At 53.1% G+C, this 24589-nt stretch carries 22 protein-coding genes; 8 read left to right on the forward strand and 14 right to left on the reverse strand.

Annotation, left to right across the window (positions count from 1 at the left end; genetic code table 11):
* Nucleotides 1-26 precede the first annotated feature (26 nt).
* Nucleotides 27-743: a two-component system response regulator ArcA gene (gene arcA / locus NNO03_RS09500; RefSeq protein WP_001194359.1), complete on the forward strand. Its 717-nt coding sequence runs from the start codon at nucleotides 27-29 to the stop codon at nucleotides 741-743.
* 60 nt (nucleotides 744-803) lie between these two features.
* Here arcA and creD read toward each other — a convergent pair whose 3' ends face one another.
* The 4 genes from creD to creA are packed head-to-tail and all read right to left on the reverse strand — an operon-like array spanning nucleotide 804 to nucleotide 4807.
* Nucleotides 804-2150 (reverse strand): cell envelope integrity protein CreD, encoded by a 1347-nt coding sequence (creD, locus tag NNO03_RS09505; protein ID WP_271449379.1) that lies wholly within the window; start codon nucleotides 2148-2150, stop codon nucleotides 804-806.
* A gap of 57 nt (nucleotides 2151-2207) precedes the next feature.
* Complete coding sequence (gene creC / locus NNO03_RS09510) at nucleotides 2208-3632, reverse strand: two-component system sensor histidine kinase CreC (protein WP_271449380.1); 1425 nt, start codon at nucleotides 3630-3632, stop codon at nucleotides 2208-2210.
* Nucleotides 3632-4321 carry a two-component system response regulator CreB gene (gene creB, locus NNO03_RS09515; protein WP_271449381.1) on the reverse strand — a complete coding sequence of 230 codons (690 nt, stop codon included), beginning with the start codon at nucleotides 4319-4321 and terminating at the stop codon, nucleotides 3632-3634. Before creB ends, creC begins: the two co-directional genes overlap by 1 nt.
* A gap of 12 nt (nucleotides 4322-4333) precedes the next feature.
* Nucleotides 4334-4807 carry a protein CreA gene (gene creA, locus NNO03_RS09520; protein ID WP_137383793.1) on the reverse strand — a complete coding sequence of 158 codons (474 nt, stop codon included), beginning with the start codon at nucleotides 4805-4807 and terminating at the stop codon, nucleotides 4334-4336.
* Between the two features lie 211 nt (nucleotides 4808-5018).
* Here creA and robA point away from each other — a divergent pair, with 211 nt between their 5' ends.
* Nucleotides 5019-5888: an MDR efflux pump AcrAB transcriptional activator RobA gene (gene robA / locus NNO03_RS09525; protein ID WP_137383794.1), complete on the forward strand. Its 870-nt coding sequence runs from the start codon at nucleotides 5019-5021 to the stop codon at nucleotides 5886-5888.
* Here the strand turns inward: robA and gpmB are convergent.
* Entirely contained in the window at nucleotides 5885-6532 is a 648-nt protein-coding gene (gpmB, locus tag NNO03_RS09530) for a 2,3-diphosphoglycerate-dependent phosphoglycerate mutase GpmB (RefSeq protein ID WP_271441700.1), read from the reverse strand. The genes robA and gpmB overlap by 4 nt on opposite strands.
* A gap of 71 nt (nucleotides 6533-6603) precedes the next feature.
* On the opposite strand from gpmB, the gene yjjX reads away from it, so the two are divergent.
* Nucleotides 6604-7119 (forward strand): inosine/xanthosine triphosphatase, encoded by a 516-nt coding sequence (yjjX, locus tag NNO03_RS09535; RefSeq protein ID WP_271449382.1) that lies wholly within the window; start codon nucleotides 6604-6606, stop codon nucleotides 7117-7119.
* A 55-nt stretch (nucleotides 7120-7174) separates the two neighbouring features.
* On the opposite strand, the gene trpR is transcribed toward yjjX, so the two are convergent.
* Complete coding sequence (trpR, locus tag NNO03_RS09540; protein ID WP_271449383.1) at nucleotides 7175-7501, reverse strand: trp operon repressor; 327 nt, start codon at nucleotides 7499-7501, stop codon at nucleotides 7175-7177.
* A gap of 90 nt (nucleotides 7502-7591) precedes the next feature.
* Nucleotides 7592-9529, reverse strand: coding sequence for a murein transglycosylase (sltY, locus tag NNO03_RS09545; protein ID WP_271449384.1), 1938 nt, complete (start codon nucleotides 9527-9529; stop codon nucleotides 7592-7594).
* A 331-nt stretch (nucleotides 9530-9860) separates the two neighbouring features.
* Between sltY and ettA the strand changes: the two genes are divergently transcribed.
* A complete protein-coding gene (ettA, locus tag NNO03_RS09550) occupies nucleotides 9861-11528 on the forward strand; it encodes an energy-dependent translational throttle protein EttA (RefSeq protein ID WP_005123940.1) in 1668 nt (555 codons plus the stop codon).
* 294 nt (nucleotides 11529-11822) lie between these two features.
* Here ettA and nadR read toward each other — a convergent pair whose 3' ends face one another.
* The 3 genes from nadR to serB all read right to left on the reverse strand — a co-directional run bounded on the left by nadR (nucleotide 11823) and on the right by serB (nucleotide 15606).
* Nucleotides 11823-13055: a multifunctional transcriptional regulator/nicotinamide-nucleotide adenylyltransferase/ribosylnicotinamide kinase NadR gene (gene nadR, locus NNO03_RS09555; RefSeq protein WP_271449385.1), complete on the reverse strand. Its 1233-nt coding sequence runs from the start codon at nucleotides 13053-13055 to the stop codon at nucleotides 11823-11825.
* A gap of 140 nt (nucleotides 13056-13195) precedes the next feature.
* Nucleotides 13196-14578, reverse strand: a complete 1383-nt coding sequence (gene radA / locus NNO03_RS09560; RefSeq protein WP_271441704.1) for a DNA repair protein RadA — start codon at nucleotides 14576-14578, stop codon at nucleotides 13196-13198.
* A gap of 59 nt (nucleotides 14579-14637) precedes the next feature.
* Nucleotides 14638-15606 (reverse strand): phosphoserine phosphatase, encoded by a 969-nt coding sequence (serB, locus tag NNO03_RS09565; RefSeq protein ID WP_202039572.1) that lies wholly within the window; start codon nucleotides 15604-15606, stop codon nucleotides 14638-14640.
* Nucleotides 15607-15722: 116 nt separating this feature from the next.
* Here serB and NNO03_RS09570 point away from each other — a divergent pair, with 116 nt between their 5' ends.
* On the forward strand, nucleotides 15723-16364 hold the full coding sequence (locus tag NNO03_RS09570; RefSeq protein WP_137383800.1) for a YtjB family periplasmic protein: 642 nt from the start codon (nucleotides 15723-15725) through the stop codon (nucleotides 16362-16364).
* 21 nt (nucleotides 16365-16385) lie between these two features.
* Entirely contained in the window at nucleotides 16386-17402 is a 1017-nt protein-coding gene (gene lplA, locus NNO03_RS09575) for a lipoate--protein ligase LplA (protein ID WP_271449386.1), read from the forward strand.
* Nucleotides 17403-17501: 99 nt separating this feature from the next.
* On the opposite strand, the gene deoD is transcribed toward lplA, so the two are convergent.
* From deoD to deoC, 4 genes are all read right to left on the reverse strand, one after another.
* Complete coding sequence (gene deoD, locus NNO03_RS09580) at nucleotides 17502-18221, reverse strand: purine-nucleoside phosphorylase (RefSeq protein ID WP_000224864.1); 720 nt, start codon at nucleotides 18219-18221, stop codon at nucleotides 17502-17504.
* A gap of 199 nt (nucleotides 18222-18420) precedes the next feature.
* On the reverse strand, nucleotides 18421-19644 hold the full coding sequence (gene deoB / locus NNO03_RS09585) for a phosphopentomutase (RefSeq protein ID WP_042312511.1): 1224 nt from the start codon (nucleotides 19642-19644) through the stop codon (nucleotides 18421-18423).
* A gap of 51 nt (nucleotides 19645-19695) precedes the next feature.
* Nucleotides 19696-21018, reverse strand: coding sequence for a thymidine phosphorylase (deoA, locus tag NNO03_RS09590; RefSeq protein WP_271441706.1), 1323 nt, complete (start codon nucleotides 21016-21018; stop codon nucleotides 19696-19698).
* Nucleotides 21019-21153: 135 nt separating this feature from the next.
* A complete protein-coding gene (deoC, locus tag NNO03_RS09595; protein WP_003019042.1) occupies nucleotides 21154-21933 on the reverse strand; it encodes a deoxyribose-phosphate aldolase in 780 nt (259 codons plus the stop codon).
* Nucleotides 21934-22194: 261 nt separating this feature from the next.
* Here deoC and NNO03_RS09600 point away from each other — a divergent pair, with 261 nt between their 5' ends.
* The gene (locus tag NNO03_RS09600) at nucleotides 22195-23745 is read left to right on the forward strand and encodes a YjjI family glycine radical enzyme (protein ID WP_271449387.1); all 1551 of its coding nucleotides are present in this window, start codon (nucleotides 22195-22197) and stop codon (nucleotides 23743-23745) included.
* Nucleotides 23717-24580, forward strand: a complete 864-nt coding sequence (locus NNO03_RS09605) for a YjjW family glycine radical enzyme activase (protein WP_271449388.1) — start codon at nucleotides 23717-23719, stop codon at nucleotides 24578-24580. The genes NNO03_RS09600 and NNO03_RS09605 overlap by 29 nt, the downstream gene beginning before the upstream one ends.
* The last annotated feature ends 9 nt before the right edge of the window (nucleotides 24581-24589 follow it).

Below are 24589 nucleotides of genomic sequence, written 5' to 3' on the forward strand. Positions count from 1 at the left end.
TTTAGTTGGCAATTTAGGTAGCAAACATGCAGACCCCGCACATTCTTATCGTTGAAGACGAGTTAGTAACACGTAACACGTTGAAAAGCATTTTCGAAGCGGAAGGCTATGATGTATTCGAGGCGACAGATGGCGCGGAAATGCATCAGATCCTCTCTGAATATGACATCAACCTTGTGATTATGGATATCAATCTGCCAGGTAAAAATGGTCTTCTGTTAGCGCGTGAACTCCGCGAACAAGCTAACGTTGCACTGATGTTCCTGACGGGCCGTGATAACGAAGTCGATAAAATTCTCGGCCTCGAAATCGGCGCTGACGATTACATCACCAAGCCGTTTAACCCACGCGAACTGACTATCCGTGCTCGTAACCTGCTGTCCCGTACCATGAATCTGGGCACAGTGAGCGAAGAGCGTCGTAGCGTCGAAAGCTACAAGTTCAATGGTTGGGAGTTGGACATCAACAGCCGCTCTCTGATTGGCCCTGACGGCGAGCAGTATAAACTGCCACGTAGCGAATTCCGTGCCATGCTTCACTTCTGTGAGAATCCGGGCAAGATCCAGTCTCGCGCAGAACTGTTGAAAAAAATGACCGGTCGCGAACTGAAGCCGCATGACCGTACCGTTGACGTAACAATCCGCCGTATTCGTAAGCACTTCGAATCCACGCCGGATACACCAGAAATCATCGCTACCATTCACGGTGAAGGCTACCGTTTCTGCGGCGACCTGCAGGATTAATATCATCCTGACTGGTATAAAAACGGCGCTTTATGCGCCGTTTTTCATTTCACTACGCCCCTATTTCCACAGCCGTAATTCATCGTCCTCAGTTGCGTTCTCCGTTTTGGGCTTTGGCTGTGCAAGTGCGTGCCAGTCAAGATGACGCGTCAGGAACATAACCCCACAAAGCGCCAGTAACAGTACACCCGTTCCCAGCAATAAAGCGCTATCCTGCGAACGCAACAGTGCCCACATCACGCCATTCAGTCCCAGTAATGCTGCGGTAAAAAACAGACTGTTACGCCATCCCTGTAGTATCGCCTGTAAATACACGCCGTTCATCAGTGCGCCAACCAGGCTGGCGACAATCCATGCGGCAGTAAAACCAACGTGCTCCGACAGCGCCAACAACAGCAAATAGAACATCACCAAAGATAATCCCACCAACAGATATTGCATCGGGTGCAGTCGAAGGCTGGTCATACTTTCGAGCACAAAGAAAGACATAAAAGTTAGCGTAATCAATAAAATGGCATACTTTGTCGCTCTGTCTGTCAATTGATACTGATCCGCAGGCGTAGCCACAGCGACGCTAAATGCGGGCATACCCTGCCAGCCAATCTTCTCATCGCCAAAGCGCTCTCCCAGATTATTCGCGAACCAGCTACTTTGCCATTGCGCCTTAAATCCTGACTCACTGACTTCACGCTTAGCCGGAAGAAAATCACCGAGGAAGTTAGGATGTGGCCAGTTGCTGGTCACGGTCATTTCGCTATTACGACCAACCGGGACGACAGAAAAATCACCTGTTCCACTCAGATTAAGCGACAACACGACACTGAGACTTTTTTCCGCCCAGCCGGCGTCCGGTAGCGGAATGTGGATCCCCTGAGCACGACCATCCAATCCTGTACCAGGTTCGACCGCCAGCGATGTTCCATTAATCTGCGAAGCCTTCACGACGCCAATACCGCGCGCATCGCCCACCCCAACCACCACAAAAGGTGTGCCGATGGTGATATTGGGATGGTTCAGTTCACTGAGGCGTTCAGCATTAAACTCGGCCTTCACCGACAAATCGTTGTGCCAGACCTGTCCTTCATAAATACCTATCTTACGGGCTTCAACATTCTGGTTACCCTCAACAACCAGCGATTCCGGCAACCAGAAGTGGATGTAGCTACGCTTTCGCTGGATCTGTTTGTCACCTTCCAGCTCGGTATACAGTTCCGTCACCGGGACGGCAATCAGCGGGCCTACCACCTTTTGCGGTCCGCTGGTGCTCTGTCGGATAGCATCTTCTACCTCACTACGATAGTCCGACCGCTCAACAATTATCTGCCTGACCATCGTCAGTGGAATTAACAGCAGCAGCATAGCGCCACCTAAGGTAACTATTTTCCAAAACAGGGGTGATTTAAACATAGCGTTCTCCTTTGCGATGTCAGCAAGGTAGAACAGCTATGTGCGGGGAATTTGAAGTTATGTGAAGTGACGGTGAAGTGTAAACGAGGCCTGCACCCCGCCTTCTGACCGGTTGCACAACTCCACGTCACCTCGATGCAATCGCGCAACCTCACTGACAAACGCCAGCCCCAGCCCACTGCTTTTATGCCCATTCTCGCGGGGCAGCGAATAGAAGCGCTCAAAAATACGCGGCAACGCAAAGTCAGGTATGCCACTGCCGTTATCACTGACCTGTATTGTGACGCGGTCCTCCTGCGAATGCGCGCTCAATACAATTGTCCCGTTCTCCGGCGTAAAATCGATAGCGTTATCCAGCAGATTACCCAGCGCCTGCTCCAGCAGTGCGGCATCGGCGTCAACCGTCAGCGATGAAGGTACGACGGTAAGCGTGATATTTTTTGCGGCCAGTTGCACGCTACGCACCTCTTTGAGCTGGGAAAATAGAGTATCTACTACCACCGGCGTCAACGTAATATCCTGCCGGTTCTCCAGTCTGGCCTGGCGTAACAGCGTTTCGACCAGCACCTGCATGCGCGCATTCTGCGTCAAAATATTATCGGTAAATCGCACGACCACACCGGGCGGCGGGCCTTCGCGCAAAATTTCTGCCGCGCCGCGAATCGCCGCCAGCGGGCTTTTGAGCTCATGCGTCAACGCATAGACGTACTGCTCAATGTAATTCTTGCCCTCCAGCTTCAGGCGCATACTTTCCAGCGCCTGCGCCAGCTTGCGTAGCTCACTGCTACCAAGATCCGGAAGCGCAACGGGGCGATTCTCAGTGACAGAATCAGCATAGCGTGCCAGCCGCGCGATAGACCGGTTTATCCACCATACCATTCCTGCGCCAATCATTAAGGCGATCCCCAGTAACACGGCGCTGGCCCACAGTATTCGCCGCTCGCTACGCTGAATAACAGGAGCCATTGCCGCATTTGGTTTGCCGACACTGAGCACACCAATAATACGTCCGCGGTCAACAATCGGTGCGGCAACATACATCACCGAACTTTCCGGATCGGCCGGGTTCTGTGGCGTACTTCGTGCGCCATACTGCCCACGCAGCGTTAACCATACGTCGTTCCAGCGAGAATAATCTTCGCCTACGGCTTTGTTGGCGGAATCAAACACCACCTTGCCCTGCGCGTCCGTCATGTAGACGTGATACTCATTGCGCACTTTGTTAATACCACTGATATTGGCGCGAAAAGGACGATCGTGCAGTTGCGAAAATGCCTGTGCCAGCCTGCCGTGGGAGGGAGAGCCAGAAAGCAAATCATCACGCGCCAGCGCGGCCAGCAGCGTAGCGGTATCAATCAACGTACCTTCCGTCGCACGACGAACGCCGGGCTTAATCTCCTGTACAAAGATGGACAGAACGAACCAGGCGGCAACGGCGACAATCAGAAAGTAGCCCAGCAGCAAACGCATGCCAATGCGCATCAGGTGCTCCTCAGGCTGTATCCCATACCACGATGTGTATTAATCGGTGAGCACTCCGGGTTGATGGCCCGCAGTTTGGCACGCAGCGTTTTAATGTGCGTGTCTACCGTTCGGTCAAAAGTATCCTGGGCATCGGCCCAGACTAAATCCATTAACTGTTGGCGTGAGTAGACGCGTCCCGGCGACAGCAGTAATGTTTTCAGCAACAAGAATTCATAGCGTGTCAGATTTAACGGCATACCAAACCAGGTAATCTGTGCGGCAAGCTCATTGAGTTCAAAATCACCGCACCGCGTCGCCGGTGGAGGCGTGGAGAATTTTTTCACCCGTCGCAGCAACGTACGCACGCGGGCGCACACCTCACGCGGAGAGAAGGGTTTCGCCACATAATCATCCGCACCGATTTCCAGCCCCAGCAGGCGATCGACTTCATCGCTACGCGCAGTCAGAAAGAGGATTGGCAATGCCGGGTGACGTTCCAGTAATCGCCGGCACAGTTCAAAGCCGCTGATATCCGGGAGTCCGACATCCAGAATGATCGCATCCGGACATCTTTGGCGTGATTTTTCCAGCACGGGCAATCCACGCTCAAAGGCTTCAACGCTAAAACCTTCCTGCTGCAGCATGTAGATAAGCGTATCCGCAATCCCCTGCTCGTCCTCAACCAACCAGATCAGCGCCTGTTGCATTTTGCCTACCTGTTATCGCTGCCACGGCATGATGGGTACCGCGCTGATAGCATTTTTGGGCGATCCATCAACCACCTTATCTGAATAGGCCAGATAGGCCAGCGTGTTGCGTTTCGCATCATAAAAACGCACGACCTGTAAGGATTTAAACACCAGAGACGTACGTTTCTTAAAGACCACCTCGCCCTGGGCTTTGCCGTTTTTAATTCTGTCGCTCAGCTCCACCGGCCCCACTTGCTGACAGGAGATAGCCGCGTCGGAAGTATCTTCAGCCAAACCGAGCCCACCTTTAATGCCACCCGTTTTGGCGCGGCTAACGTAGCAGGTCACATTAGTGACATCAGGATCATCAAATGCCTCGACCACAATTTTATGATCCGGTCCAAACATTTTGAACACGGTATCGACAGATCCAATCTGCTCCGCATGGGCAACCTGCGCCATCATCAGCAGAATTGAGGAAATGACTAAGCTCTTATATTTCATATTGTTACCATTCTTAAATGTTACTCTGTGTAATTATTCGACATTCTAGGATAAAACGTATACAGATCACAGGATTACAATAATCACGCTTTCGTATGTGCGAAAAAAGCACTTATGAGCAAAAAAAACACTGAATGCTAAAACAGCAAAAAATGCTATTATCCTCATACCTGACGTCAGGTACTCGTTGTTGAAAGGATGAGGATATTTTATGGATCAGGCTGGCATTATTCGCGACCTCTTAATCTGGCTGGAAGGCCATCTGGATCAGCCTTTGTCGCTTGACAATGTGGCGGCAAAAGCAGGCTATTCCAAGTGGCATCTGCAGAGAATGTTCAAGGACGTGACGGGCCACGCTATTGGCGCTTATATCCGTGCTCGTCGTTTATCGAAGTCCGCAGTGGCGCTACGCCTGACTGCGCGTCCAATACTGGACATCGCCCTGCAGTATCGCTTCGATTCCCAACAGACGTTTACCCGCGCGTTCAAAAAGCAATTTTCCCAGACGCCTGCGCTGTATCGTCGTTCACCGGAATGGAGCGCTTTCGGTATTCGCCCTCCGATGCGCCTCGGGGAATTTGCCATGCCAGCGCATGAATTCGTCACGCTGGAAGATACACCACTGCTGGGTACCACGCAGAGTTATTCCTGCTCACTTGAGCAGATTTCAGATTTCCGTCATGAAATGCGGATCCAGTTCTGGCGCGACTTCCTTGCTCAGGCTCCTGCGATCCCGCAGGTTCTGTACGGACTCAATGAAACGCGTCCCAGCATTGAGAAAGATGACGAACAGGAAGTGTTTTATACCACCGCGCTCACACCAGAGCAGGCCAACGGATACGTGCAGTCGGCGCAACCCATCCTGTTACAGGGCGGCGAGTATGTGATGTTTACCTATGAGGGTCTGGGGACGGGCGTGCAGGAGTTTATCCTGACGGTGTACGGCACCTGCATGCCAATGCTGAACCTGACTCGCCGTAAAGGGCAGGATATAGAGCGATACTACCCGGCAGAAGATGCCAAAGCGGGAGATCGCCCTATTAACCTGCGCTGCGAATTCCTGATTCCTATCCGCCGTTAACGCTGTAGTTCATCCAACGCAGGGGCATCCAGATGCGAGATGTCCCCTGCCGTTTCAACCACCCAGCCCGGTGCCAGCCATAAACTTTCCTGGTAATCGACACGAGAAATGGAGCAGTTGCGCAGACGCAAACGACGCTCAGCCCATGCAGGCAATCCCAGAATAGTGCTCACCAGGCAGCCCAGCGCAATACCATGGCTCACCAGCAATGGACGACTCCCCGGCGGCAGTTCCAGGCAGGATGCCAGCGCCGCGTTGACACGATCGCTCAGTTCCTGCATCGATTCCCCTTCCGGAATACGACCATCCACCGTACCGTTCACCAACTGACGACGCCAGCCCTCTTCTTCCGGGGTCAGTGTATCGATATGGCGTTTTTCCAGCACGCCCATATTGAGTTCACGCAGGCGCGCATCATAAGTGATCTCACAGCCACACGCCTGAGCGATAATTTCTGCAGTGCGTCGTGTACGACCTAAATCGCTACTGATAACGTGCGTAATGCCAAACGAGCGGGCGCGTTCACCAACCTGCATGGCTTGCTGCTCACCTTTAGCGGTCAGTGGGCTGTCTGACTGGCCTTGAATACGTCGCTCGGCGTTCCACTGCGTTTCACCATGGCGAACAAGGTATACCTGTAACATGCTTTTTTTCCGTTATATACTCGTCGTACTTTGAGTAGACTCTGCGATGAATTTTCAAACTGAGCTTAATTATGCACAAGGTTATCTCTGCGACCACCAATCCTGCCAAAATTCAGGCAATTCTGCGGGCATTTGAAGAGATTTTCGGGGAAGGATCCTGCCATATTGAACCCATCGCCGTCGAGAGTGGCGTGCCGGAACAGCCTTTTGGAAACCAGGAAACGCGCACTGGCGCACGAAATCGCGTTGATAACGCGCGCCGCCTGCACCCGCAGGCTGATTTCTGGGTCGCTATTGAAGCGGGAATTGACGATGACGCCACCTTCAGTTGGGTGGTAATTGATAACGGTATCCAGCGTGGCGAAGCCCGTTCTGCTACGCTGCCATTGCCTGCCATCATTCTCGACAGAGTACGCCTGGGTGAAGCGCTTGGTCCGGTGATGTCGGATTACACGGGTATTGATGAGATTGGCCGTAAAGAGGGCGCAATCGGCGTCTTTACCGCGGGCAAGCTGACGCGTTCGAGCGTCTATCACCAGGCAGTGATTCTGGCGTTAAGCCCATTTCATAACGCGGTGTATTTATAGCATTGCGCCGGATGTTCGACCGTAGGCCGGATAAGGCAAAACCGCATCCGGCACTTCAATTTTTCCCGAGCAACACCTGCTCCAGCCACTGGCGTAACTCTACGGGTGCCGACTTGAGACTGTTGGAACCACGCGTAATGGTGGCAATCCCGGCCCCAAGTTCGTTTTTTAGCTCGCGCTGGCTCATCTCACCACGCAACAACTCTTCAATGATGCGCACGCGCGTTCCCAGCGCTTCGCGCTCATCCGGCGTTAACATCAAATTGAGCAGTGGCTGATGTAAATCTTGCTCGTAAGCCTGTTTAAGCAGGTCGACAAAACGTAACCACTCCTGGTGACGCTGTTCTGCCATCGCTGCTGAATAGGGTGATTGCTGGGTCATAAAATGTCGCCATCGTTGCGGGGGGAAGCGTGCTTGCTTCCCCCTTTTGTACTCTTTAACGAGTACGATAGCATAACACACTCAACGCGATCAGTAACGACGTTGCCATTCTGCGTCGCTCATCAACGTCGGTTTATCCCCGAGGAAATAACGGTAGTAAGCATCGTATGCCAGCACGTTCTTCACATATCCTCGCGTTTCCGAGAACGGAATACTTTCGACAAACGCCACGACATCAATACGACCTGCGCTATTGCCAAGCCAGGTACGAACGCGTCCCGGGCCGGCGTTATACGCCGCAGAAGCAAAGATACGGTTGTTGCCAAATTGCTGGTACACGTACTGCAAATAGCTGGTACCGATGTTGATATTGGTATCAGGATCTAACAACTGATTTGGGTTGCTGTAACCTGGAATCGAGAACATTTTCACCGTATGCGTCGCCGTGCCCGGCATAATCTGCATCAGCCCACTGGCACCTACCGGCGATTTTACTTTCGGGTTCCAGGCGCTTTCCTGACGTGCAATGGCCATCGCATAACTCTGTGGAATATCTTTTCCGCGGGTGTAGCGGGTAAACAGATCCTGGTAAGCCAGCGGGAAGCGCTCTTCCAGATGATCCCACAGCTTACCGGCGATCGTCGCCTGAACGCTCAGATCCCACCAGTGGTTATTAAACGCATAACGCGCCAATTGTGCCTGCTCAGACTTGGCGCGGCTGGTGACCAGGTTCGCCCACTCACTGCGTGCGGTATTGTCCAGGTTCCAGTACATCAGTTCACGAACACGCGCCATTTCCGGCCCCTGAGTCAGGGCAGAGTCAACATTCGCTGGCGCTTTATCCACTTTCAACGCGTACTCTTCTCCCAGCCTTTGCGCGGCCACCATCGGGTAGAAACCGCGCTGCTGCATGAGCTGATGCAGGATCTCTTTCGCTTCATCATTGCGTCCCCGCTCCAGCAGCAGATCCGCCTGCCAGTAGCGCCACTCATCTTTTTCTTTCGCCTCCATCGGCAGGCGGGCCAGCCAGGTGTTCAGCCCGCGACGGTCCCCGGTCCCCAGCGCCATGCGCACACGACGTTCCACAAGCGTGGTGGATTGTGAGCGCATAATCGCATCATCGCGCCATTTCGCCTGCTCATCGGTCACATCATTGCCCATCAGGCGCCAGGCAACGATATCACGCAGCTCCTGAATTTGATCGTCATTAAGCTGTTGTGCTTGCGCCAATGAAGGGATCATCAAACGCGCATTTTCCGCATCCTGACGGGCTACGCTGGCAAAAGCCACCGCCGCCATCTGTCGGGTGAAATCCGTCGCACCGGTGGTGCGAGCAAAGGTCATCACCGAATTTGGATCGTTGGCCAGAGAGATGATCGCCGAAGCGATAGTTTGGTATTGCGCAGGCATCTGTCCAGCCAACGCGGTCACCAAACCGGTATTCCCCGCTTTCATCGCCAGACGGATACGTTCCAGATATGCCAGCGGGTCCTGAGTGCCGGAAGCGCGCCATACGCCGAATAATTTGTCACACGCATTCGGCTGGCTTTTGCCGGTTAACCACAACTCTTTTGCGCCCTGCCAGGCCTCTTCGATTTGCCCGGTGCTCCATTTCGCATAGTAGTAGTTACATTGCGCCTCAGTAGTGCCAGGCTTATCCGGGCTAAATGCCAGCAGCCCGCGCCAGTCTTCCCGACGCGCCAGTTCGTTCACAAAACGCGATTGCAGAGTACGTGCCGGTGGGAGCGTCGGGTTAGCGCGCACAAAGTTCGTTACGGTGATGGTAGGCTGATTCATCAAGTCGTCAGTGATCTGGCGATATTCCAGATAGGGGTACAGAGGATAGTTCTTCAGGCCGGGCATCATCTGCTCTACGACGTCCATTTGTCGGTTATCCCAGGCCTGCTTAATTTGCGCATAGCGATTGCGCTGCTCATCCAGGGAATCGGCTCGCGCCACTTGACTGACCGTCAGCAGACATACGCTGGCAGCCAGCAGGCGCCAGGTAAATTGTTTGGCTTTGTCCACAAGCTCTTCCTCTTGTCGTTTACGTCTGTGCAGCATCATGCCGCTTAATTAGTTCATGCTAACCAGACATTGCAGAATGTGCCACGTCACGGACACTTTTTTACTTTTGTTGCGAGTGAGATCTGCTGGCTGGGATTGGGCAATGAAAAAGGCTACACTTCGCCTTTGATAACTATTTACCAATAATTAGCCCTAAATAATTCAAGTTGCAGCAAGGCAGCGAGGGAGTGAATCCCCTGAGCGTACAAAAGTACGTGACTGGGGTGAACGCACACAGCCAACGCATCTGCGGCTTGAAGTATGACGGGATAAACATAGAGGCGAGTCCAACGTGGCCCAATTCGTTTATACCATGCATCGTGTCGGCAAAGTCGTTCCGCCGAAACGTCATATTCTTAAAAACATCTCTCTGAGCTTCTTCCCAGGCGCAAAAATCGGGGTGCTCGGTCTGAACGGTGCGGGTAAATCTACCCTGCTGCGTATCATGGCCGGCATTGATACCGATATCGAAGGTGAAGCACGTCCGCAGCCGGGTATCAAGATCGGTTACCTGCCACAGGAACCGAAGCTGAACCCGGAACACACTGTTCGAGAATCCGTTGAAGAAGCGGTTGCCGAAGTGGTTAACGCACTGAAAGGCCTGGATGAAGTGTATGCGAAATACGCAGAGCCAGACGCAGATTTCGATAAACTTGCTGCGCAACAGGGCAAGTTTGAAGAGATTATTCAGGCGCATGACGGTCATAATCTGAATGTGCAGCTCGAACGTGCCGCCGATGCCCTGCGTCTGCCGGACTGGGATGCCAAAATTGAGAAGCTCTCCGGTGGTGAACGTCGCCGCGTCGCACTGTGCCGCCTGCTGCTGGAAAAACCAGACATGCTGCTGCTCGACGAACCGACGAACCACCTGGATGCCGAATCCGTCGCGTGGCTGGAACGCTTCCTGCACGACTTTGAAGGGACCGTTGTGGCGATTACCCACGACCGTTACTTCCTTGATAATGTTGCCGGATGGATTCTGGAGCTTGACCGTGGTGAAGGTATTCCGTGGGAAGGTAACTACTCCTCATGGCTGGAACAAAAAGATCAGCGTCTGGCGCAGGAAGCTTCTCAGGAAGCCGCTCGTCGTAAATCTATCGAGAAAGAGCTGGAGTGGGTGCGTCAGGGCGCGAAAGGCCGTCAGTCTAAGGGCAAAGCCCGTCTGGCACGCTTTGAAGAACTCAACAATACCGAATACCAGAAACGTAACGAAACCAACGAACTGTTTATCCCACCTGGACCACGTCTGGGCGATAAAGTCGTTGAAGTCACTAATCTGCGTAAATCCTACGGCGATCGCGTGCTGATCGACGATCTGAGCTTCTCTGTACCGAAAGGGGCTATCGTCGGCATCATCGGTCCGAACGGCGCGGGTAAATCGACCCTGTTCCGTATGATGTCCGGTCAGGAACAGCCTGACAGCGGCACCATTGAACTGGGTGAAACCGTGAAGCTGGCGTCTGTTGACCAGTTCCGTGATGCCATGGACAACAGCAAAACCGTGTGGGAAGAAGTCTCTGGCGGGCTGGATATTATGCGTATCGGCAACACCGAAATGCCAAGCCGTGCCTACGTAGGCCGCTTCAACTTTAAAGGTGTTGATCAGGGTAAACGCGTAGGCGAACTGTCCGGCGGTGAGCGTGGTCGTCTGCACCTGGCGAAACTGCTGCAGGTTGGCGGTAATATGCTGCTGCTCGATGAACCGACAAACGACCTGGATATCGAAACCCTGCGCGCGCTGGAAAACGCCCTGCTGGAATTCCCAGGCTGTGCGATGGTTATCTCGCACGACCGTTGGTTCCTTGACCGTATCGCCACCCACATTCTGGATTACCAGGATGAAGGTAAAGTCGAGTTCTTTGAAGGTAACTTTACCGAATACGAAGAGTACAAAAAACGCACGCTGGGCGCTGATGCGCTGGAGCCGAAGCGTATTAAGTATAAGCGTATTTCTAAGTAATTACCGTTAAGCGCCGGATGGCGGCGTTCCGCCTTATCCGGCCTACGAGATTAGTACGATTTGTAAGCCGAATAAGCGCAGGTCATCCTGCCTATGAGGTTGGTGCGACTTGTAGGCCGGATAAGCACGCCCCCCCGCCTACGAGGTTAGTGCGACTTGTAAGCCGAATAAGCGCAGCGCCACCCCACCTACGAGATAAGTACGACTTGTAAGCCGAATACGCGCAGGTCATCCTGCCAATGAGGTTAGTGCGACTTGTAGGCCGGATAAGCGCAGCGCATCCGGCATTAAAACCTACCTCTGCTCACCCATCAGTTCTTTCACCAGCTCCACGCAGCGCAGGAACCGGCCATCATAGTCAGGCTCTTCCACGTGGACAAAATCGATATTGTTTTCCTGTAGCATCTCCACCAGCAGAGACTGAAATGCCTTACGGTCAACCGAACTCCCAAGGCTGCGTAATCCATCCGCCACCCACGGAGTATTGTTTTCCAGCAGGATCACCAGGTCAAAGCGGTATTCGTCAATCAATGCCTGCACAAACGGATGCTCACGCCCTTCGTACTTTTTACAGAATGCCTGAGTGGTCACAAAGTCAGTGTCGATAAATGCCACTTTATTGGCATATTTCACTGCGAAATCAATGTACTGTGCCTGTCCCAGCGCAATCTTATCGTAGTCCGAGTACTGCAACGCCATCTCGTCGCCCCCCAAATGGGAAAAGACGTAATCACGGCCATATTCCCACGCACTGGTGGTGTTGAAGATATTGGCAAGCTTATTCACCAGCGTCGATTTGCCGCTCGACTCTCCACCGAGGATCGCCACGGTGCGCACGAAAAACGGTTTCACTTCAGTCGGGATATATTCCCAGTAGCGGAATGGGTTTTCTCGAATTTGCCCGCCGCTGATGCTCATAAATGTCCGTTTGGGATCAACCAGTACCGTTTCAATGCCCAGATGCTCAAGATATTGCGGGGCATCAGATTCTTCAGAGGTGTAAATCCAGTTAGGCTGAATCCCCTTCTCCTGCATAAACGTTTTGATGCCATTGCTCCAGACATCCCATCCGTGCGGATAAGGCTCCATGCCTTCCTCATTGAAGGCATGGATACGGATGTTTTTCTGATATTTGAAGGTCTGCAACAGCCAGCGCAGACGATCGGAGACCGTTGGCTGTTGTGACATGGCACTGTCTTCAAACAGGCTGCGATCGCGTGTATCGTCATAGCCCATGATGATATGCAGTTCATCTACCTGGCTACAGGCGCGCTGAATAAGATAGATATGACCGGTATGCAGCGGATAAAACTTGCCAAATACCACACCGATATTTTTCTGCTGACGGGGAAACTCAAGCCCCAAAAAACGGTGCAGCGCCTCCAGTTTTTGCGCACTGGGGCTTTTGATTTTGGCATTCAACAGTTGGCTGAGATATCCCTTGGTCATGCCACTGGCATCCGCCACCTGTTGCAGGGTACAGCCCTTTTGCTTTATGGCGGTTTTGAGATAGTCGAACGATGACACAAGAGCCTCCTGCTGGAAAAATCGCGTAACACTGCCTGATGGCGCTTCGCTTATCAGGCCTACAACATCAATCCGTAGGCCGGATAAGACGCATTGCGTCACCATCCGGCAAATTATACAACATCACTGCATACAGAGGATTATAAGTCGTCAAACACGCTTAGCGCATCTGCAAGCTTTTTCACGCCAAAAACCTGCATTCCTTCCGGTACTTTTTTCGGTACGTTGGCGGCAGGCACAATCGCCCGGCGGAAGCCGTGCTTCGCCGCTTCCGAAATACGTTCCTGACCGCTGGGCACCGGGCGGATTTCGCCTGCCAGCCCCACTTCACCAAAGACGACTAAATCCTGCGGTAGCGGTCTGTCGCGTAAGCTGGAAACCATCGCCAGCAGCAGCGCCAGATCGGCACTGGTTTCAGTGACTTTTACGCCACCCACCACATTGACGAACACGTCCTGATCCGCCATCTGCAAACCACCGTGACGGTGCAGTACTGCCAGCAGAATCGCCAGACGGTTTTGTTCCAGTCCAACCGCCACGCGACGCGGATTCGACATCATGGAGTGATCGACCAATGCCTGGATCTCCACCAGTAATGGACGTGTCCCTTCCCAGACCACCATTACTGAGCTGCCGGAGGTAACTTCATCACCGCGACTTAAAAAGATAGCAGAAGGGTTGCTGACTTCGCGCAGTCCCTGTTCGGTCATCGCGAAGACACCCAGCTCATTCACCGCACCAAAACGGTTCTTATGGCTACGCAGGGTACGAAAACGGGAGTCGGCATCACCGTCGAGCAGCACCGAGCAGTCAATACAGTGCTCCAACACCTTTGGCCCGGCCAGCGACCCGTCTTTGGTGACATGGCCGACCATAACAATCGCCACACCACGCGTTTTAGCAAAGCGCGTCAGGTAAGCGGCGGTTTCCCGTACCTGCGCCACACTGCCTGGCGAAGACTGAATATCCGCCATATGCATCACCTGAATGGAGTCGATAACCATCAGCCTCGGCTGTTCTTCTTCTGCAATCAGGCAAATTTGCTCAATGCTGGTTTCCGACAGCATATTCAGATTCGCCGTCGGAAGACCCAGTCGGTGTGCGCGCATCGCAACCTGCTGCAAAGATTCTTCCCCTGTGACGTACAAGGTTTTCATCTGCTCGGCAAGTTTGCACAACGTTTGTAGCAGCAGCGTCGACTTCCCTGCTCCGGGGTTACCGCCAATCAGAATGGCGCTACCCGGCACCACACCGCCGCCCAGTACGCGATCGAATTCTTTAAAACCGGTAGAAAAACGCGGCAACTCCTCGAGGCTAATATCAGACAGCTTCTGCACCTTTGCGACACCCGCATTCCCGGCATAGCCGCTGAGCCGCTCGTTACGCGCCACCGTAGGCGACGCCGCAAGACGTACCTCGGTAATGGTGTTCCAGGCCTGACAAGCGCTACATTGACCCTGCCAGCGCGGGTAATCGGCCCCACATTCATTACAAACAAAGGCGCGTTTTGGAGCTTTTGCCACGTTTAACCTCTTTTGTTAATGCTTTTGTCGGATGGCGCAGCCGTCATCCGACATCAAAATTATTTCTGGTTCATGCTGCCGGAGAGAATGCAGAACACGCCCATCAGATCAGCGTGACGGATAGTGATCTCCGTCTTTTCATTCACTTTCGGTTTTGCATGGTAGGCGATCCCCAGACCTGCCGTTTTGATCATCGGCAGATCGTTGGCACCATCCCCGATCGCCACCGTCTGCGCCATCGGGATTTCATACTCTTGCGCCAGACGTGTCAGGGTATTGGCTTTGTACTGCGCATCAACGATATCGCCAATCACATTACCAGTGAATTTACCGTCCATGATTTCCAGCTCATTCGCCACAACGGCAGTCAGTCGCAGTTTTTCACGCAGGTATTCCGCAAAGAAGGTAAAACCACCGGAGGCAATAGCCACTTTCCAGCCGAGCGTTTCCAGCTTCAACACCAGTTGCGTCAGGCCAGGCATCAGCGGTAAGTTTTCGCGCACCTGTTGCAGAATGTTGGCATCGGCCCCTTTCAGGGTGGCAACCCGGCTGCGCAGACTGGCGGTAAAATCCAGTTCACCACGCATCGCGCGTTCGGTCACTTCCGCGACCATTTCGCCCGTTCCGGCCAGTTTGGCGATTTCGTCGATACATTCGATCTGGATAGCCGTAGAGTCCATATCCATCACCAGTAGCCCTGGCGTACGCAGATGGGGAATTTTACCTAATGGCGCAACATCCAGTTTGGCGTCATGCGCCAGTTTTGTCGCACGCGGTGTTAACGACCCCGCGAGGCGAATCACTTGATAATCCTCAACGCACCAGGCGGCTACGATCACCATCGCCGCACCCAGTTTGCTCTGGTATTGCGTTAAACGCTGTTTATCCAGCCCACGACCATACAGCAGCCAGCCACTGCGGCCCGCGTGGTAGTCCAGCGGCATGACTTCATCACCGCTTAAAGAAAGGGGCAGACCTGGCCACAGAGAGACATCTTCAGGTAGATCGCACCAGGTAATGTTAGGCATTAAAGCTCCTGTAAAATCGTTCGGGTCGGAATCATCCAGGGGAAAATAACGCATGAGGCTACCCTGTAACCAGCGCTTCTGGCAACATTAAGCCTCAAATTTTCAGCAGGTGGAATATGGCTCGCGCAAAACTGAAATTCCGACTTCATCGTGCAGTGATTGTATTGTCCTGTCTCGCGTTGCTTGTCGCCCTGATGCAGGGTGCATCATGGTTTAGTCAAAGCCACCAGCAGCAACGTAATCCGCAACTGGAAGAACTGGCCCGTACACTGGCCCGCCAGGTCACTTTAAACGTCGCGCCGCTGATGCGTACCGAAACACCGGATGAAAAACGCATCAAAGCCGTACTCACACAGTTAACGGAGAGTAGCCGTATTCTGGATGCTGGTGTGTACGATGAACAGGGCGATCTGATTACCCGCACCGGTGAGAGCGTCAATGTCCGTGACCGGCTGGCGCTCGATGGCAAAAAGGCCGGGGGCTATTTTAATCAGCAAATCGTTGAGCCCATTCAGGGGAGAAACGGTCCGCTGGGTTATCTGCGCCTGACACTCGACACCCACACGCTTGCCACCGAAGCGAAGCAGGTAGACAACACCACCAACATCTTACGCCTGATGCTGCTCCTGTCACTGGCTATTGGCGTAGTCCTCACTCGCACATTATTGCAAGGCAAGCGTACCCGCTGGCAGCAATCCCCTTTCCTGCTGACCGCGAACAAACCGGTACAGGAAGAAGACAACGAGAAAAAAGAGTAATTCAAAGAAAGGAAATCGACCATGACCACACTACGCCTGCTTATCTCTGACTCTCACGATCCCTGGTTTAACCTGGCCGTTGAAGAGTGCATTTTCCGCCAGATGCCCGCCACGCAGCGCGTCCTGTTTTTATGGCGTAACGCCGATACGGTGGTTATTGGCCGCGCGCAAAACCCATGGAAAGAGTGTAACACCCGCCGAATGGAAGAGGACAACGTGCGGTTGGCACGTCGCAGCAGTGGCGGTGGTGCGGTATTTCACGATCTCGGGAATACCTGCTTTACCTTTATGGCCGGCAAACCGGAGTATGACAAAACCATCTCCACGGCTATCGTACTGAATGCGTTGAATTCACTGGGTGTAAACGCCGATGCCTCCGGGCGTAACGATCTGGTGGTTAAAACCGCCGAGGGCGACCGCAAAGTCTCTGGTTCCGCATATCGGGAAACCAAGGATCGTGGATTTCACCACGGAACACTGCTGTTGAATGCCGATCTCAGTCGACTGGCCAACTACCTGAACCCCGATAAAAAGAAACTCGCCGCGAAAGGGATTACCTCGGTACGCTCGCGAGTTGCCAATTTGACTGAGTTGTTACCGGGCATCACCCACGAACAGGTGTGTAAGGCTGTTACAGAAGCCTTTTTTGAACACTACGGCGAACGCGTAGACGCCGAAATTATCTCTCCTGACAAAACGCCGGATTTGCCGAATTTTGCCGAAACCTTTGCCCGCCAGAGCAGTTGGGAGTGGAACTTTGGCCAAGCTCCAGCGTTTTCACATCTGCTGGACGAACGCTTCACCTGGGGCGGCGTAGAGCTGCATTTTGACGTTGAGAAGGGGCATATTACCCGTGCACAGGTCTTTACCGACAGCCTCAATCCCGCGCCGTTAGAAGCGCTGGCGGGTCGTCTGCAAGGGTGTTTGTATCGGGCGGATAGGCTGCAACAGGAGTGCGAGGCGCTGCTGGTTGATTTCCCACAGCAGGAGAAAGAGTTACGCGAGCTGTCGGCATGGATTGCCGGAGCGGTGCGTTAAGCACTGGCCTGAAAAATGCCGGATGGCGGCAACGCCTTATCCGGCCTACGAGAAGAATGGCAGGCCCGGTCAGCACAGCGCCACCGGGCATCACAACGCTTACTCTTTATCGCCCAGCAGAACGGATTCCAGTGCGATTTTGATCATGTCGTTGAAGGTCGTCTGACGTTCAGCGGCAGTGGTCTGCTCGTGAGTACGGATATGGTCGGAAACGGTGCAGATGGTCAGCGCTTTCGCACCAAATTCAGCCGCAACACCATAGATACCCGCCGCTTCCATTTCCACGCCCAGTACGCCGTACTTTTCCATCACGTCGAACATTTCACCGTCCGGAGAGTAGAAAAGGTCAGCGGAGAACAGGTTGCCCACGCGCGCGTCAACGCCCAGCGCTTTTGCCGCATCAACAGCGTTACGCACCATGTCGAAGTCAGCGATAGCTGCAAAGTCATGATCTTTAAAGCGGATACGGTTAACTTTGGAGTCAGTGCAAGCACCCATACCGATAACCACGTCACGCAGTTTGACGTCCATACGCACAGCGCCACAGGAGCCTACACGAATGATTTTCTTCACGCCGAAATCAGTGATCAGCTCTTTGGTGTAGATAGAGCAGGACGGGATACCCATACCGTGACCCATAACAGAGATCTTACGACCTTTGTAAGTCCCGGTGAAACCTAACATGCCGCGAACGTTGTTTACTTCACGAACATCTTCGAGGAAAGTTTCAGCAATATGCTTCGCACGCAGCGGGTCGCCCGGCATCAATACGACGTCAGCGAAATCGCCCATTTCTGCATTAATATGTGGAGTTGCCATCTTCAGTTCCCTTTTAATTTGATGTTATCGCCTGATGGCGGCTACGCCTTATCAGGCCTACAAAACCTATTCAAATACCCTAAGGATTTCGCGTTGTAGGAAGGCGACGAATTCGTGAATCCCCGGGAGCATAGGTTAACTATGCGACCGGGGTGAGCGAATGAAGTCAACGCATCTACAGCGCGAAAGACAACGGGTATTACAGCATGTTTTTACCGTAGTCCATTGGCGACGTACCAAAGTAGCTCGCCAGCGTCTGACCAATATCCGCGAAGGTTTCACGGTGGCCTAAAGAACCCGGTTTCACTTTCGGGCCGTAAATCAGCACCGGAATGTGTTCACGGGTATGGTCAGTGCCAGTCCAGCTCGGGTCACAGCCGTGGTCAGCGGTCAGGATCAGAATGTCATCTTCACCTACCAGCTCCATCAACTCTGGCAGACGGCGGTCAAACAACTCCAGACCGGCAGCATAGCCAGCGATATCGCGACGGTGGCCCCAGGAAGAGTCGAAGTCCACGAAGTTAGTGAAGACGATTGTCTCATCACCCGCTTCTTTCATCTCTTTGATGGTAGCGTCGAACAGCGCGTCCAGACCGGTTGCTTTCACTTTTTTAGTGATACCGCAGTTCGCGTAGATGTCCGCAATCTTACCCACGGACACGACATGGCCTTTTTTCTCATCGACCAGTTTCTGCAGTACCGTCGGCGCTGGCGGCTCAACAGCCAGGTCGTGACGGTTACCGGTACGCTGGAAGTTACCAGCTTTGTCACCGATAAACGGACGCGCAATAACACGGCCAATGTTGTAGCCGCCTTCAGTCAGTTCTTCACGAGCGATTTCACACAGCTCGTAGAGTTTATCCAGGCCAAAGGTTTCTTCGTGGCAGGCGATTTGGAACACGGAGTCAGCGGAGGTATAGAAAATCGGCTTGCCGGTTTTCATATGCTCTTCACCCAGTTGGTCCAGAATAACGGTACCGGAAGAGTGGCAGTTACCGAGGTAGCCCGGCAGATTGGCACGCTTAACCAGTTTATCCAGCAATTCTTGTGGGAAGCTGTTCTCATGATCGGAGAAATAACCCCAGTCAAACAGAACCGGAACACCCGCGATTTCCCAGTGGCCAGAGGGTGTGTCTTTGCCGGAAGAGAGTTCATGCGCCCATGCGTAGGCACCAATCACTTCCGCGTTGCCGTCCATACCCGCAGCAATTTTACCCGTCGATCCTTCGTGAGCTTTCACCAGACCCAGACGAGTCAGGTTAGGCAGATTCAGTGGGCCTTTGCGGCCATTGTCAGCTTCGCCCTTCGCACAGGCTTCTGCAATATGACCCATAGTGTCTGAACCTACGTCGCCAAAGCGATCCGCATCTTCAGTCGCACCAATACCAAAGGAGTCCAGCACCATAATAAATGCACGTTTCATCTTGTTCTCCATACATCTGCGCCGCAAAAAAGCGATCAGATCAGTATACAGTTAATCGGTTATACGACGATAGACTGTCGGTGTAATTTCTGGCGCTTTGTCGTCAAGGCTGATTGCCGCTTTGACCGCTTTCGCCGCTTCCTGCCAGCTGGCTTCGTCTTTGGCGTGAATTACCGCCAGCGGACGCTGACCATCAACACTATCGCCCAGACGCGCCATGTCGGTGAAACCGACGCTGTAATCAATGGTGTCCGAAGCCTGACGACGACCGCCGCCCATGGAAACGACCGCCATACCTAGCGCACGGGTATCCATTGCGCTGACAAAACCTTCGGTATCAGCATATACCGCTTTGCTGAGCATTGCCGTCGGCAGGTACTTCGCATAATTTTCCACGAAGTCGGTTGGGCCTTTCTGCGCCGCAACCATGCGGCCAAAAATTTCTGCTGCTTTACCGTTATCCAGTACGGCCTGCAACTTCGTGCGGGCTTCTGCGTCATCTTTCGCCAGTTTACCGGAGATCAACATCTCCACACACAGCGCCATCGTAACGTCGAACAAGCGTGGATTACGGTATTCGCCGGTCAGGAACTGCACCGCTTCACGGACTTCAACCGCATTACCTGCACTGGAGGCCAGCACCTGATTCATATCCGTTAACAGCGCAGTGGTACGAACCCCCGCACCGTTTGCCACGCCGACAATCGCTTCGGCAAGGGCTTCAGAAAGTTCGTAGGTCGGCATAAAGGCACCACTACCTACTTTGACGTCCATCACCAGCGCATCCAGTCCTTCCGCCAACTTTTTAGCCAGAATGGAACCCGTGATGAGTGGAATGGAATCCACCGTCGCGGTGATATCGCGGGTGGCATAAAAACGTTTGTCCGCCGGTGCGAGTGAGCTGGTTTGCCCAATAATCGCCACACCCACGTCTTTAATAATTTCACGGAAACGCGCATCGTCCGGGAAGATATCAAATCCCGGGATCGCTTCCAGTTTATCGAGCGTACCGCCGGTATGCCCCAGACCGCGCCCGGAGATCATCGGGATAAAGCCGCCGCAGGCTGCGACCATCGGGCCTAACATCAGTGACGTCACATCACCTACACCGCCGGTAGAGTGTTTATCCACAATCGGGCCGTTCAGCTGCAAACTTTTCCAGTCCAGCACGGTTCCTGAATCACGCATTGCCATGGTCAGCGAGACACGCTCAGGCATTGTCATATCGTGGAAGAAAATGGTCATCGCCAGGGCGGCGATTTGCCCTTCAGAGATGGTGTTGTCGCGAATACCGTTAATAAAGAAACGAATTTCTTCATCACTCAGCGCATGACCATCACGTTTTTTACGAATAATTTCTTGTGCGAGAAACAAGGTAACCCCCAGGGGAAAAGAGTAGAAGGCCGTTGTAGGCCGGGTAAGCAACGCGCCACCCGGCAGTCGTCTTAATGCCGGATGGCGGCTACGCCTTATCCGGCCTACGTCGCTACAGCTCCGGCAATATAAGGCTTAGTAGCTGCTTGCGCTCTTACCGTCGCCGTGACCCAGTGCTTTCAGCAGGCTAGCCAGCAGGCTGGACGCACCAAAACGGTAATGACGGGAATCGGCCCAGTCAGCGCCAAACAGTTCGTCGGCAATGGCCAGGAACTGCTGTGCATCTTCTGCAGTACGCACGCCGCCAGCCGGTTTGAAACCAACCGTTTTAGAAACACCCATATCGCGGATCACTTCCATCATGATGCGTGCGCTTTCCGGCGTCGCATTGACCGGTACTTTACCGGTAGATGTTTTGATGAAATCAGCACCGGCTTTGATGGAGATTTCAGATGCTTTGCGAATCAGTGCTTCTTCTTTCAGCTCACCAGTTTCGATGATCACTTTCAGCAGCACATTGGCTGCTGCGCACGCGTCTTTACAGGCTTTAACCAGATCAAAACCAATCTGCTCATTGCCTGCGATCAGTGCACGATACGGGAATACCACATCAACTTCGTCTGCACCGTAGGCAATCGCGGCGCGGGTTTCTGCCAGCGCGATCTCGATATCGTCGTTGCCATGCGGGAAGTTAGTCACGGTGGCAATACGGATGTCCGGTGTGCCCTGCTCTTTCAGAGTCTTACGCGCAATAGGGATGAAACGCGGATAGATGCAGATTGCAGCAGTGTTGCCAACCGGGGTCTTCGCCTGATGACACAGCGCGATCACTTTCTCATTAGTGTCGTCGTCATTCAGGGTGGTCAGGTCCATCAGTTTCAGTGCACGCAGGCTGCTTGCTGTTAAATCGGTCATAACATTCTCCAACGGCATCGCCGTATAAAATTTCACCTTGCGAGTTTGTTAGTATTCTAACATCCGCTCGCTATTACACTTCGATATACATCACAGTTAATGAAAACCACATACAGATTTGCATTACTCTAATGAGATCCACTTCAAATAAATGACCTTTACTGGCGGCATGCGGTGACATCAGGCGCATCCGGATCAAAGGTTGTCGCTGCGTTGCTTCCTACAATGGCGCTTAACCTTCAGTACATAAAGGAACCAACGATGCCCACTTCAAGCGAACTCGCGCTGCAACAGCGTTGCCAACAAATCGTGACCAGTCCAGTGCTCAGCCCTGAACAAAAACGTCATTTTCTGGCACTGGAGGCAGAAAACGCTTTGCCGTATCCGCAACTGCCTGCACAAGCACGCCAGGCGCTGGATGACGGGGTTATCTGCGATATGTACGAAGGTCATGCCCCGTTCAAACCGCGCTACGTATTACCCGATTACGCGCGTTTTCTGGCCAACGGTTCATCATGGCTGGAACTGGAAGGCGCAAAGGATCTCGATGACGCATTATCCTTACTCACCATTCTTTACCACCACGTTCCGTCAGTGACGTCGATGCCGGTGTATCTCGGCCAACTCGATGCGTTGCTGCAACCGTATGTTAAAATTCTAACACAAAACGAGATCGATGTTCGAATAAAACGTTTCTGGCGCTATCTCGACAGAACGCTGCCCGATGCGTTTATGCACGCCAATATTGGTCCTGCCGACACGCCCGTAACGCGGGCAATTTTACGCGCAGATGCAGAGTTAAAGCAGGTTTCGCCCAATCTGACATTTATTTATGATCCGCAAATTACACCTGACGATCTGCTGCTCAACGTCGCGCAAAATATTTGCGAATGCAGTAAACCGCACATTTCTAACGGCCCTGAAAATGATAAAATTTTCACAAAAGGCCACTATGGCGTCGTCAGTTGTTACAACTCACTGCCACTGGCGGGCGGTGGAAGTACGCTGGTCAGACTCAATCTGAAAGCCATTGCAGAGCGCAGTACCTCTGTCGATGACTTCTTTACGCGTACCCTACCGCATTACTGCCAACAGCAAATCGCCATCATTAATTCACGATGTGAATTCCTCTACGAGAAATCACATTTCTTTGAGAATAGCTTCCTGGTGCAGGAAGGGTTGATCGATCCCGAACGTTTTGTGCCTATGTTTGGCATGTATGGCCTGGCAGAAGCCGTAAACCTGCTGTGCGATAAGGCGGGGGAGAACGCTCGCTACGGCAAAGATGAGTACGCTAATCAGCTTGGTTATCGTATTAGCGCCCAGCTCGCCGACTTTGTTAACAACACGCCGGTGAGACATGGCTGGAAGCAGCGCGCGATGCTGCATGCGCAGTCGGGTATCAGTTCTGATATCGGCACCACGCCGGGCGCTCGCCTGCCTTATGGTGATGAACCCGATCCCATCACCCATCTGCAAACTGTCGCGCCGCATCATGCGTATTATCACGCCGGGATCAGCGATATTCTCACACTGGACGAAACCATCAAACGTAACCCGCAGGCGCTGGTACAGCTTTGTCTCGGAGCATTTAAAGCCGGTATGCGCGAATTTACCGCCAACGTGAGCGGCAACGATCTGGTCCGTGTGACCGGCTACATGGTGCGCCTGTCGGATCTGGAAAAATATCGTACCGAAGGTTCACGTACCAACACCACCTGGTTGGGTGAAGAAGCCGCGCGCAATACGCGTATTCTGGAACGACAACCCCGAGTGATCAGCCATGAACAGCAGATGCGCTTTAGTCAGTAAGCTGATTCCCTTCTCCTGCGTCGACGGGCCGGGGAGTCGCCTGGCCCTGTTCCTGCAGGGATGTAATCTGCGCTGTAAAAATTGCCACAATCCGTGGACGATGGGACGCTGCAACGATTGCGGGGAATGTGTGCTGCATTGCCCGCATGAAGCGTTGAGTCTGAGCGCGGGAAAAGTATGGTGGCAATCTGATATTTGCCAGCAATGCGACACCTGCCTGCATATGTGTCCTCAGCAGGCCACACCGATGACGCAAACCATGAGTGTGGATGAGGTGCTGCAGCATGTTCGTAAAGCCTCGCCGTTTATTGAAGGAATGACGGTCAGCGGTGGTGAGGCGACAACACAGTTACCGTTTATTGTTGCGCTATTTGGTGCGATCAAAATCGATCCGCAGCTACAGCACCTGACCTGCCTGGTAGACAGTAACGGCATGCTAAGCGAAACCGGCTGGCAAAAGCTGCTACCGGTTTGCGACGGTGCGATGCTCGATCTAAAAGCCTGGGATAGCGCCTGTCATCTGCAACTGACAGGGCGCGATAATACTCTGATTAAAAACAGTATTATTTTTCTGGCAGACCAGGGAAAACTCACGGAATTACGCCTGTTGGTGATCCCCGGTCAGGTAGACTATCTGCAACACATCGACCCGCTGTCTGCGTTTATTCATCGCTTAGGTAACGTGCCTGTGCGGCTAAATGCCTTTCATGCGCATGGGGTGTATGGCGAAGCGCAATCCTGGCCGAGTGCCACACCGGGAGATGTGGAGCAACTGGCAAATGCGTTACGCAATCGTGGCGTGGATAATGTGATCTTCCCGGCGCTGTACCTGTGATTACCGAAT

Origin of the sequence: Citrobacter sp. Igbk 16 (assembly GCF_028069755.1) — a bacterium.
Lineage (GTDB): Bacteria > Pseudomonadota > Gammaproteobacteria > Enterobacterales > Enterobacteriaceae > Citrobacter.